Genomic DNA, 17,392 nt, shown 5'->3' with positions numbered 1-17,392 from the left:
CAACTCTCGATACTGGTAGGTTGAGCGAAGTCGAAACCGGATTGAACGGGTACTTTATTTAGTTGCAGATCCCTTACAGCATACCCACGGCCCCCAGCCCGCCCCCGGCTGTTGAATTTTGAATTGCTTCCCGGCGCTGGCCTCTGTGGGTCGCACCGGCTAGGCTGAGCAAATATAGTGGTAACAGAATTTTTTGTTGCTGTCCGGAGCACCCGCTGGCCCATGACCGCCGCCCCCACCCCCAAGGCCTACGCCTACGATGTGTTTATCTCCTACAGCACCCAGGACAAAGCGTGGGTGCGGGGCGAACTGCTTCAGACGCTAGAAGCAGCGGGGCTCCGGGTGGGCATTGACTTTCGGGATTTTCGACCGGGGGCGGCGACCATTACAGAAATTGAGCGACTGGCCGAGACCAGCGAACGCACCCTGCTGATCCTGAGTCCGGCCTACATGGAGAGCGAGTGGACGGACTTTGAAACCATCCTGTTGCAAACCTTCGATCCGGCGAATAAGAAGCTACGGATGATTCCCCTGCGCAAGGCGGTTTGCGAGATTCCCAAGCGGCTGAAGGTGTTCACCTATGTGGACTTTGCGGAGCCGGACGATTTGGAACTGGCGTGGACGCGGGTGCTGACGGCGCTAGGTAAACCGCCTCAGGTGAAAGCTGCTGACCAACCGGCGACTCCGCGCGATTGGTTTTTGGCGCACCCCTATGGCATGCCGCCGAACTTTACGGGGCGCGAGGCGGAACTGGGGATGCTGGATGAGTGGCTGGCGGGGGCAGGCACCCCGGCGCTGTTGATGTTGCGGGCGTTGGGGGGCTTTGGCAAGAGTGCGCTGACCTGGCACTGGCTGACGAAGCGGGTGGATGCGGGGCAGTGGCCCCAGGTGGTGTGGTGGAGCTTTTACGAAACGTCGGCGAGCTTTGACGCCTTTTTGCGGGTGACGCTGACGTATGTGACGGGGCGGGAGCCGGAGGGGGGGAAGCGGGAGCAGTTGGCGCAGTTGTTGGGGCTGTTACAGGAACGGCGGGTGCTGCTGGTGCTGGATGGCTTTGAGCGGGAGTTGCGGGCGTATAGCGGCCTGGGGGCGGCGTATCAGGGAGATGAGCCGATTCTGCGGGCAGAGGAAAGCCCCTCACCCCCAGTAACTGATCCAAAACTGGGAGAGGGGGGAAGACCCTCACCCCCAGCCCCTCTCCCAAAACTGAGAGAGGGGGGTACAGACGCGGGGCGGGACTGTGTGAATCCGTTGGCGGAGGATTTTTTGCGGGGGGTGGCGAGTTTGCCGGGGGTGCGGGGCCGGGTGCTGATGTCGACGCGGTTGCGACCCAAGGCGGTGGAGGTGTCGGGGGGCTTGCTGTTGCAGGGCTGTCGGGAGGTGGCGCTGACGCAGCTACAGCCGGAGGATGCGGTGGCGTTTTTTGGGAAGCAGGGGATCCGGGGGACGCGGGGGGAGATAGCGCAGATTTGTGGGGCATATGGCTATCACCCGCTGAGCTTGCGGCTGCTGGCGGGCTTTATTTTGGATGATTTTGAATATCCGGGGGATGTGCAGGCGGCGGCGAGTCTGGATTTGACGGGGGATCTGGTGCAGCGGCGGAATCATGTGCTGGCGCGATCGTATGAGAATTTGTCGGCGGCAGCGCGGCAACTGTTGGGGCGGATTGCCTGTTTTCGGGGGCCGGTGCAGATTGTCGTGCTGGAGCAGGTGGGTGATGCCGTAGGGGCGCACGGCCGTGCGCCCCTACAAGGTTTGCTGCGGGATTTGGTGACGCGGGGGCTGTTGCAGTTTGATGGGCCGACGCGGCGGTTTGACCTGCACCCGATTGTGCGGCGCTATGCCTATGACCGCCTGGCGAGGCCCGAGCGCACCGCCGCCCATGCCCAACTGCGGGACTACTTTGAGGCGGTGCCCCCGCCAGAGCGGGTGGAGACCCTGGCGGATCTGGAGCCGGTGATTGAGCTGTATCACCATCAGGTGCGGGCCGGGCAGTATGACGAGGCGCGGGTATTGTTTCGCGATCGCCTCAACCAGGCTACCTACTACCAACTCGGAGCCTACCAACTGCAGATTGAACTGCTGCGCGCCCTCTTTCCCCAGGGGGAAGACCAGCCGCCGCAGTTGCAGGATGAGGGGGCGCAGGGGTGGACACTGAACGAGTTGGCGAACAGCTACAGCCTCAGCGGGCTGCCCGCCAAGGCGGTGCCGTTGTTTGAGAGAGATGCGGAAATTAGCGAGCGACGAGCGGACAAGAAAAATTGGGCGATCGCCCTCGGCAACCTGGCTTATATGGCGCAACTCCCTATCGGTGCCCTGCAAGCGGCAGAGGCCAACCTGCGTCGCAGCATCGCCATCTGCCAGGAAATTGAGGATGAGTTTTGGGAAGCTGTCGCTCACCAAGAGCTGGGCCGACTGTTGGCCTACCGAGGCCTCTGGGCCGAATCTGCCGCTGAGCTAGACCAGGCCCTGGCGATGTTCGAGCAGCAGAAGCACGTTCAGGCCCAAGGCAATGTCTGGGCTTACCGATCGCTGGCGGCCCTGCTCCAGCATCGGGCGGGGGCAACGGCCGCGGCGGCCCCGGCGTTGGCGGCTGCCCAGCGCGCCCTCGACCTCGCCGACGAATGGACTCGCACTCAATTTCCGCTTGAGCGAGACTACGTGCAGGCGCACTGGCTACTGGGGGCGGCCCACCGCGTCAACGGCGACCTGGCCCAGAGCGACGGCCACCTCAGCGAGGCCCTCACCCGCTGCCGCACCATCAACTTGGTTGAGTTTGAAGCTGATATTCTGCTCGATCTGGCGCGGTTGCGGGTAGACCAGGGGCAGGGTGACGCGGCGCTGCGGCAGGCGCAAGCGGCGCTGCTGATTACGGAGCGCAGCGGCTACGTATTGAAAGAGGCGGATGTGCGGCTATGTTTGGCGCAGCAGGCACTGGCCCAGGGCGATGGGGCGGCGGCGTTGGGGCATGCGCGCGCGGCGCGGGAGCTGGCGCGGTGTGACGGCGGTGAGTGGGTGTATCGGGTGGCGTTTGATGAGGCGGGGGCGTTGGGGGTGGCAGGGTGAGTGGGTGGCAGGGTGGCAGGGTGGTTGGGTAGCAGGGTAGCAGGGTGAGTGGGTGGCAGGGTGAGTGGGTGAGTGGGTGAGGTGGGTGGCAGGGTAGTCGGGTGGCAGGGTGGTTGGGTAGGTGAGGTGGGTGGAGTGGGTGGGGCGATCGGTTGGGTGGCAGGGGGGATGAGTTACTCGTATGCCCGGGCGTCCCGCCCGTCATGCCGGTGCCGTTTGCTACTCCGGACGAGACGACCGGGCAACAAGACTGATTATTTCCACCCCAGGCGAGACGCCCGGGCACAAGACTGATTATTCCAAACTGCCTCGGACGGCTTGTTCGCGCTCGATCGCTTCAAACAAGGCGCGAAAATTCCCTTCCCCAAAGCCATCGGCGGGGCGCTGACCTGTGGGGGTGGGGGCCGACTGCCGCTCGATGAACTCCCAAAAGAAGGTGGGGCGCTCAAACAGGGGCTGGGTAAAGGTTTGCAGTAGCCGGGAATGGGGGGCGTCGGCGGGCCAATCCACCAGGATTTGCTGCTGGGCGATCGCGGCCCAATCGGTGGCCTCGCGCCAAAAGCCCTGGCGTTGCTTAAGCTGGCTGTAATAACTCGCCGGGACGGCTAAAAACGCCAAGCCTCGTCGCCGCAGAGTGGCGATCGTCTGGATCAAGTTGGCGGTTTTTAACGCCGTATGTTGAATCCCGGCACCGCGATGTTGGGTAATAAATTCCTGCACCTGGGAGTTGTCTGAGATCGGCTCGTTAATGGGCAAGGTGGCATCCCCATCAGGATGTTTGAGCACGACACTGCGCAGCCCCGAACGCGGGGTTTCAATCACAAATTGCTGCGCTGGGGTAAATCCCAGACATTGTTCATACCAGGTGGCGGCGGCGGTGAGTTCGCCAGCGGGCACGTTCAGCACAGTATGGTCAATGCTCAGCCAGCGCAGGCTCGGTGCAGGCCCAGTCAAGGTGGCGGCCCCGACCGGGGGCGGAGTCCGCTCGATGAGGGTATGGGATAGGCTGCCCCAGCCCTGAATGCGGCACCACCGCAACGGCCCCGTCGTCGTCGTCAGTGAGCGAATGGGCTCGACCAACTGGGTGCCCAAGCGCTGTAGCCGGGTCGCGATCGCATCCAGATCCCGCACCCGAAAGGCCACATCGCCCACCCCCTCAGAGTAGCGCTGCAAAAACTGCTGCACCTCGCGGCGTCCGGTACGGGGGGACGACAGCAAGATGAGAATGCGATCGTGCTGCACGGCAAAATCGCCCAACTCTTGCCAAACGCGATCGGTCAGAGCGCAAAAATCCAGCGTTTTGACCAGCCAATCGCGCCATGCCTGGGCGTTGTTCACAAAGAGATGTAAATACTCAAAATCCATCCCTAAAACTGCGTCTCCTCACTCATAAAGCCTACTGTAGGCATGGGAGCGGTCATTTGGGTAGCAGCGTTAGACGGATTTTGGGCACCCATGATGGATCAAGGCCACAATTTCCAGTCGGCCTTTCGGGACGAGTCAATAAAGATTCGAGTTAAGTCTGAGCAACTGGCAGCTCAATCTGGGCTCAACATTGCCCCCCCGCTGTCGCCGCTCTCTGGTCAAACTATTCATAAGACATAATTCTGTCAAAGCTATGAATAGCCAAGCTTCTGTCAGTGATTTACCGGAACCCGTCAGGTGGACAGGCCTTCCTCAGGTTCGTGTAATGCTGGTGTCAGGACAGCCATCCAGGGCGGGCGAGGTGACAGCTTTCTAGCTCGACCATCTTTTGCCTGTTCCAGGGGTGGCTGGGGACAGCAGGTGGCTGAACCGGTCAAGCTGGTCGTGGGGCAGGTGGCGGCGATCCGCTTGACGCATGAGCTTGCCCAGTACCCTGGACATCCATACTCGCAGCCTACACTGAGAAGGTTTCTTTACTCGCTGCCCGACTTTTAAAACACTTTCTAAGCGATCGCCCGTCGGCTCCAGACTGACGCGAGTACCTGGGGCGCGATGGTGACGGCGGCATCATGGATGGCAGCAGCGGCAATTCCTCAATTTTCCAGCATGCCGGCTGCCAGCGACTTGAAATCCATTGATCCGTCGCGGCATCGTAAATACAGGCTTCGTCGTTGCGGGAGCTAATGCTAAAAAAAGAATCCTTTTGAGAATGGGAACCAGACAAAATCGTCTCTGCGGTGGTGTAGGTGAACTGCCCAAACACCTCGTCAAAACTCATCATCAGATGGCCTTGGGGCATGACGGCGATCGCCCGCAGCGATCGCACATTAAAGACATAATCTGGCTGACCGCCGTAACTGTCACCAATCATGGTGCCGACTAATTGGTGACCCGAGGCAAACGAATACGCAAAGCGGTAATGACTGTTTCGTAGACGCAAAGTCATAGATGGAGTCTCAACTAGAGAGCGCATAGCCTGACCCGAAGAGGATTGACAACGGTAGACGCAGAATTGGCTAGAACATTCGTCCGCAGAAGTAGGGGCAATCAGGCTAATCTCATTTGGACGATTGCGGCGTAATCTTCAGTAGTTACGCGGTCATGGCACACCCTTGTTAAATAAAACTATAGGTTTCTGTAGGGTAAATCCGTATTTTTTCTGATGCATTTCACATAGCCTTGAAGAAAAACGGGCCAAACCTGAAGGGAGTGTGAACATAGCTTCACGATTGCCGGTCATCGTCGCCCCCTAGTCCTGAGGCTGCACCATGGTCATCAGTCGTGCTGTTAACACCGGCAATCCGCCGGGGCCGCCAGCATCAGGCAAAAGCAAAACAGCACCAAGGAGGGATTTGACATGTATCGAGCGGTTGTGAAGGGATTTGGCGATATTGATCAACTAGTCATCGAAGATGCCCCGACGCCAGCACCAGGGCCGGGCGAGGTCGTGGTGCGCCTCACCAGCATCGGCATGAACCACGCCGAACTCATGGCCCGACGGGGAGAATATCGTCTGGTTTCAGGCAATCCGCCCTTTATTCCCGGGTTAGAGGGGGGCGGTGTGATCGAGGCGGTGGGGGCGGGCGTCAGCGATGCGGCAAATGCTGACCAGCAACGCACAGTGGGTCAGCGGGTGGCACTCGCCCTCGATGCCCCAGCGAGCCGAGGACTGGGTCAAGGCACCTACCAATCGCATTTCGTCGTGGCTGCCAATAAAACGGTGATTGCTCCAGCGGCAGTTCCCGATGAGTTGCTGGGGGCTTTATGGCTGCCCTTTTTGACGGCGTGGGGCTGTCTCGTGTGGAAACAAAATATGCAACCGGGAGCTCGTGTCCTCATTCCCGCCGCGAGCAGTAGTGTGGCGATCGCCGCCTCTCAGGTGGTGAAATATTACGGTGGCATGGCTGTGGGCACCACCACCCGACCCGAAAAAGTCGAGCGACTCGCCGCCCTGCCCGAGGCCCGCTTTGACCATGTTGTGGTGACGCAAGCGACTAACTGGTGGCGCGAGGCCAAGAAATTGACCGGAGGCCAAGGCTTTGACATCATTTTTGATCCCGTCGCCGCAGGGGATTTTCTGAATCAAGAAATTCGCCTGCTCGCGCCCCACGGCACCTTATGGATCTATGGCCTGTTGGGCACTCCTGACACCGTCGATGTCACCCCGTTGATCCGCAAAATGGCTTCGATGCGGGGTTGGCTGCTGAATGAGATTGCCGCCAGCGGCTCCGAGCAGAGTGCGTACCGCCACGTGTTAGACCGGGTGGCCGATGGTACCTATGCGTTGCCCGTCGCCCAAACCTTTTCCCTGCGGGATGTCCAAAAAGCTCACGCCACCATGGAACGCGGCGAGCACTTGGGCAAGTTGATTTTGGTGCCGTAGGCCGCGCTCAAGTCGCGGATAGCACCGACGGCTCCAGGGGTAAATCGATCAAAAAGCGGGTACCGTGCCCCGGTGTCGAGAGGCAGTTGAGTTGGCCGTGGTGCCGCTCGACGATGATTTGATAGCTGATGGCCATGCCGAGTCCGGTGCCTTGGCCCACGGGTTTGGTGGTAAAAAATGGGTCCATCATGCGGCGTTTCACATGGTCGGGAATGCCGGTGCCATTATCCGTGAAGTGTAGGTGAATGCGATCGCCTGCCACCTGTTCCGTCCGCAAAATGATTTTCGGCAGCCACTGGGAAGGGGTGGCATCAGCTACGGTATGCTGAGTGGCCCACTTTTCATCCAGGGCATCGATCGCGTTGGTCAACAGGTTCATAAAGACCTGGTTCAATTGACCCGGAAAGCAATCCACCAGGGGCAAGTCGCCATATTCGCGAATGATCTCGATTGCCGGGCGATCGCCCCGCGCCTTCAGCTTATTGCCGAGAATCGTCAGGGTACTATCCAGCCCTTGATGTAAATCTACCCGCTTACGCTGTGTCCCCCCCTGGTGCGAGAAGTCCTTCAGCGATCGGACAATTTCCGTAATCCGTTCCGTGCCCACCCGCATCGACTGCAAAATTTTGGGCAAATCTTCGACCAGATAATGAATATCCATCGCTTTGACTTGCTTTTGAATTGCCTCCGATGCCTGGATCTCAGGATCTGACAGGTACAGATTAATCAGCGTCAGCAAATCCTCAATATATTCATCCACATATGTCAGATTGCCGTGAATAAAGCTCACTGGGTTGTTGATTTCGTGGGCGACCCCCGCCACCAGCTGCCCCAGGCTCGACATCTTTTCGCTATGCACCAGCTGCAACTGCGCTTCCTGCAATTCAGCCAGGGTTTTCTCCAGCCGCTTCGCTTCCAAATCTTTCGCTTCCGCCCGCTGGATCGCCGCTTCGGCCTGTTTGCGCAGCGTAATGTCACGCACGATCAGAGTGTAACTATCCTCTGGCTGACTTTTGAGGACCGCCGCCGTCACCTCCACCGGAAACTCACCCCCACTGCGGCGACGACCGATCAACTCATAGGGCGTCCCTTCCTCACTGGCTTTTTGTACGACCCGAGCCAGCTCCAGAGCCGCCACTGGCCGCTGCCCCCGGTCAACGATCGCTGTGATCTCCTTTTCCTCAGCAGTCGGTTGGGCCTCGAATACCAGTAACGTGCTGAGGGGCATCCCCGGCAATTGGCCTTCCGCCAAACCAAACATCTTGCGCACCGCTGGATTCGCCGTCTGAATCAGCAAGTCGCGCCGCGACACCGTCAGAATTACTTCGATCGCACTCTCCACAATGGCATCCGTGCGGGCCAGCGCCTGTTCCAAACTGCCAATGACGCGATTGTAGCGAGCCGCAATTTGCCCCACCGGCGTAAACGGTTCCACCGGGGCGCGCAGCCGCAGGTCACCGGTGCGTTCTTGCCGCTGCATCACCGTAAAAAAATCCACTAGATCACTCGCCGCCCCGTGTTCAGCCACATTCAGCCCAATGTGCTCATCGCGATGGCTGACTCGCAGCGGCCAGCGGCGATTGGTCAGCCACAGCAGAAAAAAGGTCACGCCAAAGGCCCACACACTCGCCGTCACAATGCCCGCTAGCTGCACACCCAATTGGGCCACCCGGCTTAACCCCGTATTGAGCACCGTCAGATCACCAAATAGCCCTACGGCCAAGGTGCCCCAGATGCCCGCGGCTAAATGCACCGGAATCGCCCCCACCACGTCGTCAATCTGGTAGCGCTGGAGTTGGGCCTCGGCAAACAACATGCACAGGCTGCCGATCGCCCCAATCAAGATGGCGTTGTGGGTGGTCACCGCGTGACAATTGGCGGTAATCGCCACCAAGCCCGCCAGTGACCCATTCGCCACCGCACTCACCCGCAGCTGTTGTTGCTGAAACAGGCTGAGCAAAATGGGCGTGACTAAGCCGGCGGCCCCCGCCATCACCGTGTTGGTGATGATGCCAGGCACCTGGTCGTTCAGCGCCAACACGCTGCCCCCGTTAAAGCCAAACCACCCGAACCACAGCAGCAGCGTGCCTAACAGCGATAACGGCAAGTCGTACCCCGTTAAAAATCGCCGTCGCCGCTTGCGCGAAAATCGGCCAATGCGCGGCCCAACGATGATGGCCGCAGCTAAGGCCACCCACCCGCCGACACTATGGACGACGGTCGAGCCCGCAAAATCCACAAAACCGAGCTGCCCGAGCCAGCCGCTACTCTCGCCCAGATTCAGGCCATTCCAGGTCCAATGACCAAAGAAGGGATAGATAAAACCGGAGACCAGCACCGAAACCGCCAGATAGCTAGAAAACCGCATCCGCTCGGCCACCGCCCCCGAGACGATGGTGACCGCCGTGCTGCAAAACATGGCCTGAAACAGGAAAAACACGACCAACCAGGTCTCGCCTTGGCCGACTTCGGGAGCCCAAACGTTAGTGCCCACCCAGCCAAAGTGGGTTTGCCCAAACATCAGGCCATAGCCAAACAGCCAAAAACACAGCACCGAAATGCCAAAGTCAGAGATGTTTTTGATAACGACGTTGATGTTGTTTTTGCTGCGGGTGCTGCCTGCTTCTAAGCACATAAACCCCGCCTGCATTAAAAACACTAGGCTGGCGCTAATTAGCACCCAGAGAATATCGATGAGGGATGGAGTCATGCAGCTGGGGTCAACCTTGTAGGCAGCGAAAAAGAGTCAAAATCAGCCGGAAGCCAAATCAGCCGTGAGCTGTTCAGGATTAATTGGCGAATCAATGCGTCCGTTGGTCTAAACGCCAGCGGTCTGAACAACAAAAAATGTCATGACAACTTGGTATCAGGGGGTAATCGCTCCTATGGCGATAGGCAAACTATGAACCACAGCAATCAAACCGATTTCAGACAAAGCTATCCAAGCGCCAAAAAACATCAATAAAAGTGAGAACCTGATTTGTGATATAGATTACCCACTTTTATCAGTGAGTCATGCGGTAAATCAGGAAAATCTCCCAAATGGGCGGCGCGATCGCGCGATCGCACCGCCTCAACCCCCAAAAATGTAGCCGCCCCCCGCATCAATGGCCCGACGCGCCCCCGGCTGCCGTCTCTGCGCTGCCAGCAGCAGAACCGCTCACTCCATCGGCGAGCGGTTGGGCACGTCGGGCGGCGCTCAGTTGGCGGCGCTCAGTTGGACGCGGCTAATCGGCCACGGGCGATCGCCGACCCAGCAGGCGATCGCGGAGCTGTTTGACGCGATCGCGATACTTGGCGGCCTCTTCAAAGTCGAGGTTTTTAGCGGCTTCCTTCATCTGTTTTTCGAGCTGGCTGATCAGTTCCGGAATATCTTCCAGGGCCAGGTCATCTTTGTGCTCATAAACCTCATCGAGTTCCTGCACGTTGAGGCGACGGGAAACTTCCAAAAAGGACAGGATGGAATTGCTCTTTTTGCGAATGATGGCATGGGGCACAATGCCGTTGTCTTCGTTGAATTTTTGCTGTAGCACTCGCCGCCGTTCGGTAACATCGATAGCTTTCGCCATGCTGTCGGTCAGGTTGTCGGCATAGAGGATGGCCTTGCCCTCTACATGTCGCGCCGCTCGGCCCATGGTTTGGATCAGCGATCGCTCCGCCCGCAAAAAGCCCTCTTTGTCCGCATCTAAAATGGCGACCAGGGAAACTTCGGGCAAATCTAGCCCCTCCCGCAACAGGTTGACCCCAATCAGCACGTCAAAGTGGCCGTCCCGCAGGTCTTGAATCAGCTCAATGCGTTCGATCGAGTGAATTTCGGAATGCAGATACCGCACCCGCACATTTTGTTCGTCGAGGTATTCCGTCAGGTCTTCGGCCATGCGCTTGGTCAATGTCGTCACCAGCACCCGCTCGTTGCGCACCGCCCGCTCGCGAATTTCGCCCAGCAGATCGTCCACTTGCCCTTCCGTCGGACGCACAAAAATTTCGGGATCAAGCACTCCGGTGGGACGAATGATTTGCTCGACCACGCGCCCCTCGGATATCTCAACTTCCCAGTTGCCTGGGGTGGCAGAGACAAAGACGCACTGATTGACTTTTTCCCAAAACTCCTCGGCCTTGAGGGGGCGGTTGTCGGCGGCACTGGGCAACCGAAAACCATGTTCGATCAGCACCATCTTGCGGGCGCGATCGCCGTTATACATCGCGTGAATCTGGGGAATGGTGACGTGGGACTCGTCAATCACCAACAGCCAGTCCTGGGGAAAATAATCGATCAAACATTCTGGCGGCGACCCCGCGAGCCGCCCCGCCAGATGGCGCGCATAGTTTTCCACGCCGTTGCAGTAACCGACTTCCCGCAGCATCTCTAAGTCGTAGCGGGTGCGCTGTTCCAGGCGTTGCGCTTCCAGCAGCTTGCCCTCTTTTTCTAATGATTCCAGGCGATCGCGCAACTCATCCTGAATGGCTTGACAGGCCGCTTCCAGCTTGTCATCCGGCGTCACAAAGTGCTTGGCCGGATAAATATTGATCGCCTCCATGCTTTGCAGCGTCGCCCCCGTCACGGGATCAACGTAGCGAATGGCGTCAATCTCGTCGCCAAAAAATTCCACGCGAATGATTCGGTCTTCGTAAGCGGGGCCGATTTCCAGGACGTCTCCTTTCACCCGAAATCGCCCCCGCCCCAAATCCAAATCGTTGCGGGTGTATTGAATCACCGCCAAATCCCGCAGCACCTGGCGCTGGTTCACCTCCATGCCCACCTGTAGGGGAATGGACGCCTTCAAATATTCCGACGGAATGCCCAAACCGTAGATGCAGCTAATGGAGGCCACCACAATGACGTCGCGCCGCTCAAACAGCGATCGCGTGGCCGAGTGCCGCAGCATATCAATCTCTTCGTTGACCGAAGCGGTTTTGGCGATGTACGTGTCCGTCACCGGCACGTAGGCTTCCGGCTGATAGTAGTCGTAATAGCTGATGAAATATTCCACCGCGTTGTCGGGAAAAAACTCCCGCAGCTCGTTGCAAAGCTGCGCGGCCAACGTCTTGTTGTGGGCGAGCACCAGAGTGGGCTTGCCAATTTTGTCAATCACCCGCGCCATGGTGTGGGTTTTGCCCGTGCCCGTCGCCCCCAGCAGGGTCTGATATTTGTGCTGATCTTGCAAATGTTGAGTCAGACCCGCGATCGCCTTGGGCTGATCTCCCTTCGGTTCAAAAGGAGCCTGAATGTTGAAATCACTCACGATACCTGTCCCACACTTGGCCGACGACAACTTGTTTATGATGGCGGATTTTTCGCCTAGTTGTAGGTGTCCTGGGTGACGGAATGCGGGCTTGCCATCCAGCGATCGCCGTCTTTGCCCCCCGGTTGGTCAACCTGGCGGCCCAGACGGTGGAGCGAGTCACCCGCCCAGCCATGGGCCAACTGCCCGTCAGTCCTAGCGCGACGGTCTTCAGGCCGATGTCGTGTCAAAGATTACAAGACTTTTTGGTCAGAATGCTACGCTATGCCGATAAATCACCTGGCGCTGGCGCGATCGCTGCCAGGGCTTGACTCCGCTCAATTCCCTGACTGACCTTTCGAGTTATTGCTGTCTTTGCGATTACATGAAGAAATTACCTGGGTTATTTCAAAGCCGCTGTTTTTTGCATTGAATGATCGATATTTACCGAATAAGAACGACTGCCCCCTCTGAGGGGTCATCCTCTGACGGTATCGGCAGCGGCTTTAGCTTCCGATTTCTTTCTATCTGTTCTGTTATTGATGTTTGCTGATGGATTTTTCTGCCCGTATTCACCCCTTACTCAGCAAGGTGTATTCACCTGAACAGGTTGAAGCCCTGATTCCCCAACTGCAAGACTTGTTGGCCCCCCACTTGCAACACAGCAGCCGTGAAAACTGGCGCAAATGGAGCCATGACAACGTTATTTTGATTACCTACGGCGATAGTCTGGTGGCCGATGATGGGCGATCGCCGCTGGCGGTTCTCGCCGAGTTTTTAGAAACGCACCTCCAAGACAGCCTCACGGGCGTTCACATTTTGCCGTTTTTTCCCTACACCTCTGACGACGGCTTCGCCATCCAAGACTACACCGCCGTCAACCCAGAACTGGGGGATTGGTCAGACGTTAAACGCATCAGCGAATCGTTTAACCTGATGGTCGATTTAGTCATTAACCACGTCTCCAGTCAGCATCCCTGGGTCCAGCAATTTCAAGCCGGGGAAAAACCCGGTTGCGACTACCTCATTGAGGCCGATCCCCATGATGAACAACTCGCAGGCGTGGTGCGTCCCCGCAGTTCGCCCCTGCTGACCAAGCTTGAAACGGTGGATGGCCCCAAACATGTTTGGAGCACCTTCAGCAGTGACCAGATCGATGTTGATTTCAGCAATCCCGATGTGCTGCTGGAATATGTCAAGATCATCCTGTTTTACGTCGCTGCGGGCACGCGCTACATCCGCCTCGATGCGGTGGGCTATCTGTGGAAAGAAATCGGCACCCGCTGCATTCATCTGCCCCAGACGCACACGGTCGTCCGGCTGCTCAGGGAACTCCTACAGATGATTGATCCCCAGATTGCCATCATCACGGAAACGAACGTTCCCAACCGCGAAAATCTGAGCTACTTTGGCAACCGCAACGAAGCCCACATGATTTACAACTTCAGCCTGCCACCGCTGGTGCTGAATGCGTTGATGCAGGGGCGATCGGATTATTTAAAGCAGTGGATGATGAGTATGCCCCCCGCCCCCATTGGGTGCGCCTACTTTAACTTCACCGCTTCCCACGACGGCATTGGACTCCGCCCCACCGAAGGTCTACTCACCGCTGACGAATACAACACGCTGCTGAGCACGATGAAGTCCTTTGGCGGCAAAATTAGTATGCGCAGCCATGCCGACGGCTCAGAGTCGCCCTACGAAATCAACATTTCCCTCTTCGACGCGATGAAGGGGACGGTGGCCGGCGAAGATGAGTGGCAAATTGAGCGGTTCCTTTGCTCCCAGACCATCATGATGTCCCTAGAAGGCATTCCCGCGTTTTACATTCACAGTCTGCTGGCGACCCACAACAACCATGAGGGAGTCGTTGAAACCGGTCACAATCGCACCATTAACCGCTACAAGTGGAATATTCAGGCATTAGAAACGGCTTTGGCTGACCCCACCACACCCCACGCCAAAGTCCTCGCTGAGCTGTCCCGCCTGATCAAAATTCGCCGTCGGCAGCGGGCCTTTCATCCCAACGCCACCCAGTACACTCTGCATCCGCTGAACCAGGCGATTTTTGCCTTTTGGCGGCAGAGTATGGCGCGGGATCAGAGCATCTTTTGCATTCATAACCTGAGCCGCGACTCGCAAGAACTGCGGCTCTCTGATCTGAATCTGCTGGATACCGATGAGTGGACTGACCTGATTTCGGGCGATCGCTTGACCACCCTGGACGCAGCTTACAGCCTCCAACCCTATCAATCGCTGTGGATTACCAATAAGGTCGATTCCGCTGAAGACCACATGACCCCTGACCCCCTGCTCGGCGATTAGGCTGACTGCCCCTGACGCAGAGGGAAAATTACGTCCCTCGAATGTTCCCTCTGCGTCAGGCGGTATCATAAAAATCCACTCCAAATCCACCCCAGAAGTTGCAGCGTAGCGTATGTCTCAAGTCAAGACCGTGTCAGGGCCAGGGCTGCCCCTCAAGGGCGATGATATTGACACCGATCGCATCATTCCCGCCCGCTTTCTCAAGTGCGTCACCTTTGACGGCTTGGGTGAACAAGTATTTGCCGACGATCGCACCCAGCTCAACGGCCAACATGCCTTCGATCAGTCACAATATCAAGCCGCCGAAATCCTCGTGGTGAATCGCAATTTTGGCTGCGGCTCCTCCCGCGAACATGCCCCCCAAGCGATCTCTCGGTGGGGCATCAAAGCCTTGATTGGTGAAAGCTTTGCCGAAATCTTTTTGGGGAACTGCGTGGCGATGGGGGTGCCCTGTGTCACCGTGAGTTCTGAGGTGGCCAGTCAACTCCAAGCTCTGATCGCCGCACACCCCCAAACACCGCTGACGCTCGATCTAGAGTCTATGACCGTGACGATGGCGGAGTTCACCGCACCGGTCGCACTCGCCGATAGTCTGCGGCAAATGTTTACTGCCGGCACTTGGGATGCCACTGGGCAACTGGTTGCCCAGAGCGCTGCCGTCAAAGCGACCGCCGCCAACCTGCCTTACATCACCTGGCAAAGTGCATAGTCTCTCACCTGTTTAGTCCCAAGGAGTTGATAACCGGGCAGGGTTCTTTAACGCTCCATCTATAGGAATGAGGATCATTATTATCCACATTGTTAGGTAAGAGGGCTGAATTAAATCCGGTGCAGGTTTCCGGGTTTCGACTCCGCTCAACCCTCTGCCTAGCAGCAGCTTGAGCATTGAGCGAAGTCGAAATGCGTTTTACAGTTAATGACGCCTGCCTACTTAGCGCAGGCATCTTGCCTGCCTGGGGACAGTCGATACGGCTATCCCAACTGATTCAAGTCTCATTCCGGCGCTCCCAGCCCGATCTTTCGTAGTGAGAATTGCGGGCAGAAATCTTGATGACTGGGCGAATCTGCCGTCAGGGATCAAGCCAGCACACTAAAATCGATAATGAGGACGAATGAGTGAAATAAGTAATTTTGGCAAACCTTGAGGACGTAACCCCGGTAGGCAACTCACCATCGCAGCCCGGTGACTCAAGACAGTTAGAGTTTGCGTTTGACAGCATTGCCGACGCCTTACAAGATTTAGCTGCCGGTCGAGCGATCGTCGTGGTAGACGACGAAAATCGGGAGAATGAGGGGGACGTGGTTTGCGCGGCCCAGTTTGCGACCCCAGACATGATCAACTTCATGGCGGTCGAAGCGCGGGGCCTGATCTGTCTGGCGATGACGGGTGAGCGACTCGATGACCTGGAGTTGCCGCTGATGGTGACTCAGAGCTCATTTGAAGACGAAAACGAGCAAACGGCGTTTACCGTGAGCATTGACGCGGCTCTCAAGTGGGGCGTCACCACGGGCATCTCGGCGGAAGATCGGGCGCGCACCATTCAGGTGGCGCTTAATCCGAGTGCACGACCTCAAGACCTACGTCGCCCTGGCCATATCTTTCCGCTGCGGGCCAAAGCGGGGGGAGTCCTTAAACGGGCGGGCCATACAGAGGCGGGGGTTGACCTGTCCCGATTGGCGGGGCTGTATCCGGCGGGGGTGATTTGCGAAATCCAGAATCCTGACGGCTCGATGGCGCGACTGCCGGAGCTGATTGACTATGCGCAAACCCACGGGTTGAAACTGATCAGCATTGCGGATTTGATCAGCTATCGACTCGAACACGAGCGGTTCATCAAGCGGGAGGCGATCGCGGTTCTCCCCACCCAGTTTGGCCATTTCGACATCTACGCCTATCGCAACCTGATGGATAACTCGGAGCATGTCGCGCTGGTGAAAGGGGATCCGGCCACGTTTGCTGATGTCCCGGTGATGGTGCGAGTGCACTCTGAATGCCTGACTGGCGATTCGTTTGGGTCGCTGCGCTGCGACTGCCGGATGCAACTGCAAGCGGCCCTCAAAATGATTGATGCCGCTGGTCGGGGGGTGGTTGTTTATCTGCGTCAAGAGGGCCGAGGCATCGGCCTGGTCAACAAACTCAAAGCGTATTCGCTGCAAGACATGGGGCTCGATACCGTGGAAGCTAACGAAAAATTGGGCCTCCCAGTCGATCAGCGCAACTACGGCGTCGGGGCGCAAATTTTGAATGATATTGGCGTGCGCCGGTTTTGCCTCATCACTAACAATCCGCGCAAGATTGCGGGTTTGAAAGGCTACGGGCTTGACATGATCGATCGCGTCCCGTTGATTATTGAAGCGACCCCTTACAACTCCCATTATTTGGAAACCAAAGCCCAAAAGCTGGGGCATTTATTGATCCAAACGTATCTGGTGACGATCGCGATTCAGACCAAAGCCGACTTTTCAGCGATCGCGGCCAAGTACGAGCAGTTAGAAAAAGTGCGGGAGCTGGCTCATCAAGCGGGCTTCTTAGCCCAGGAAGAAGTGCGATCGGTGGCGGTCGCACTCTTTGGTCAAGGAACGCTCATCGTCAATCTGGGCCTCGAAGCCCCGCAAGCGGTGTCGCCCGGTTGGTATAACCAAGCCGGGGCGGAAACCTGGCGATCGCTTACCCCCATTTTGGACGAATTGGTCCAATCGCCCGACTTAGAGCAGCTGGAAACGATCGTGTCGGACGGGGCTGACCCCTTCAGTCATTTGCAAGTGGGGCTGAGCCGCCAGGTCTTCTCACTCCAGCCCGGCCCAGACATGCTGTATCCGTCCGAGCTGCAAGGGCGCTGGCAAACCCAACGCATCTATACCTTTACCCGGCACCCTGTGAACGACTAGGACAATTTGCAGACAGGCGTCGCTCCCGTTCCCACCTCGCTCCTTGAGCAGTACTGCCAGATTCGGCATCATAGAGGCAAGG

The 17,392-nt window shown here is 57.7% G+C and carries 11 protein-coding genes; 7 read left to right on the top strand and 4 right to left on the bottom strand.

Annotated features, from left to right (window positions below; all coding sequences use genetic code 11):
- Positions 1–222: 222 nt before the first annotated feature.
- Entirely contained in the window at positions 223–3,066 is a 2,844-nt protein-coding gene (locus JUK32_RS12510) for a toll/interleukin-1 receptor domain-containing protein (protein WP_204139188.1), read from the top strand.
- Between the two features lie 294 nt (positions 3,067–3,360).
- Here JUK32_RS12510 and hppD read toward each other — a convergent pair whose 3' ends face one another.
- Complete coding sequence (hppD, locus tag JUK32_RS12505; protein ID WP_204139187.1) at positions 3,361–4,431, bottom strand: 4-hydroxyphenylpyruvate dioxygenase; 1,071 nt, start codon at positions 4,429–4,431, stop codon at positions 3,361–3,363.
- Positions 4,432–4,945: 514 nt separating this feature from the next.
- Positions 4,946–5,437 carry a hypothetical protein gene (locus JUK32_RS12500; protein ID WP_204139186.1) on the bottom strand — a complete coding sequence of 164 codons (492 nt, stop codon included), beginning with the start codon at positions 5,435–5,437 and terminating at the stop codon, positions 4,946–4,948.
- 411 nt (positions 5,438–5,848) lie between these two features.
- On the opposite strand from JUK32_RS12500, the gene JUK32_RS12495 reads away from it, so the two are divergent.
- Positions 5,849–6,874, top strand: coding sequence for a zinc-binding dehydrogenase (locus tag JUK32_RS12495; RefSeq protein WP_204139185.1), 1,026 nt, complete (start codon positions 5,849–5,851; stop codon positions 6,872–6,874).
- A gap of 7 nt (positions 6,875–6,881) precedes the next feature.
- Here the strand turns inward: JUK32_RS12495 and amt are convergent, their stop codons facing one another.
- Complete coding sequence (amt, locus tag JUK32_RS12490) at positions 6,882–9,584, bottom strand: ammonium transporter (RefSeq protein WP_204139184.1); 2,703 nt, start codon at positions 9,582–9,584, stop codon at positions 6,882–6,884.
- A gap of 332 nt (positions 9,585–9,916) precedes the next feature.
- Here amt and JUK32_RS12485 point away from each other — a divergent pair, with 332 nt between their 5' ends.
- Positions 9,917–10,105, top strand: coding sequence for a hypothetical protein (locus tag JUK32_RS12485; RefSeq protein WP_204139183.1), 189 nt, complete (start codon positions 9,917–9,919; stop codon positions 10,103–10,105).
- On the opposite strand, the gene uvrB is transcribed toward JUK32_RS12485, so the two are convergent.
- The gene (gene uvrB, locus JUK32_RS12480; RefSeq protein WP_309224538.1) at positions 10,102–12,117 is read right to left on the bottom strand and encodes an excinuclease ABC subunit UvrB; all 2,016 of its coding nucleotides are present in this window, start codon (positions 12,115–12,117) and stop codon (positions 10,102–10,104) included. The genes JUK32_RS12485 and uvrB overlap by 4 nt on opposite strands.
- Before the next feature lie 83 nt (positions 12,118–12,200).
- Here uvrB and JUK32_RS12475 point away from each other — a divergent pair, with 83 nt between their 5' ends.
- The 4 genes from JUK32_RS12475 to ribBA all read left to right on the top strand — a co-directional run bounded on the left by JUK32_RS12475 (position 12,201) and on the right by ribBA (position 17,310).
- Positions 12,201–12,428, top strand: a complete 228-nt coding sequence (locus JUK32_RS12475; protein WP_204139182.1) for a hypothetical protein — start codon at positions 12,201–12,203, stop codon at positions 12,426–12,428.
- Positions 12,429–12,648: 220 nt separating this feature from the next.
- The gene (locus JUK32_RS12470) at positions 12,649–14,421 is read left to right on the top strand and encodes a sugar phosphorylase (RefSeq protein WP_204139181.1); all 1,773 of its coding nucleotides are present in this window, start codon (positions 12,649–12,651) and stop codon (positions 14,419–14,421) included.
- A 112-nt stretch (positions 14,422–14,533) separates the two neighbouring features.
- Positions 14,534–15,130 (top strand): 3-isopropylmalate dehydratase small subunit, encoded by a 597-nt coding sequence (leuD, locus tag JUK32_RS12465; protein ID WP_204139180.1) that lies wholly within the window; start codon positions 14,534–14,536, stop codon positions 15,128–15,130.
- A gap of 422 nt (positions 15,131–15,552) precedes the next feature.
- Positions 15,553–17,310, top strand: coding sequence for a bifunctional 3,4-dihydroxy-2-butanone-4-phosphate synthase/GTP cyclohydrolase II (ribBA, locus tag JUK32_RS12460; RefSeq protein WP_204139179.1), 1,758 nt, complete (start codon positions 15,553–15,555; stop codon positions 17,308–17,310).
- The last annotated feature ends 82 nt before the right edge of the window (positions 17,311–17,392 follow it).

This window comes from Halomicronema sp. CCY15110, assembly GCF_016888165.1.
Lineage (GTDB): Bacteria > Cyanobacteriota > Cyanobacteriia > Phormidesmidales > Phormidesmidaceae > Halomicronema.
The sequence above is the reverse complement of the archived record's forward strand: the minus strand, read 5'-3'. Positions and strand labels throughout refer to the sequence as shown.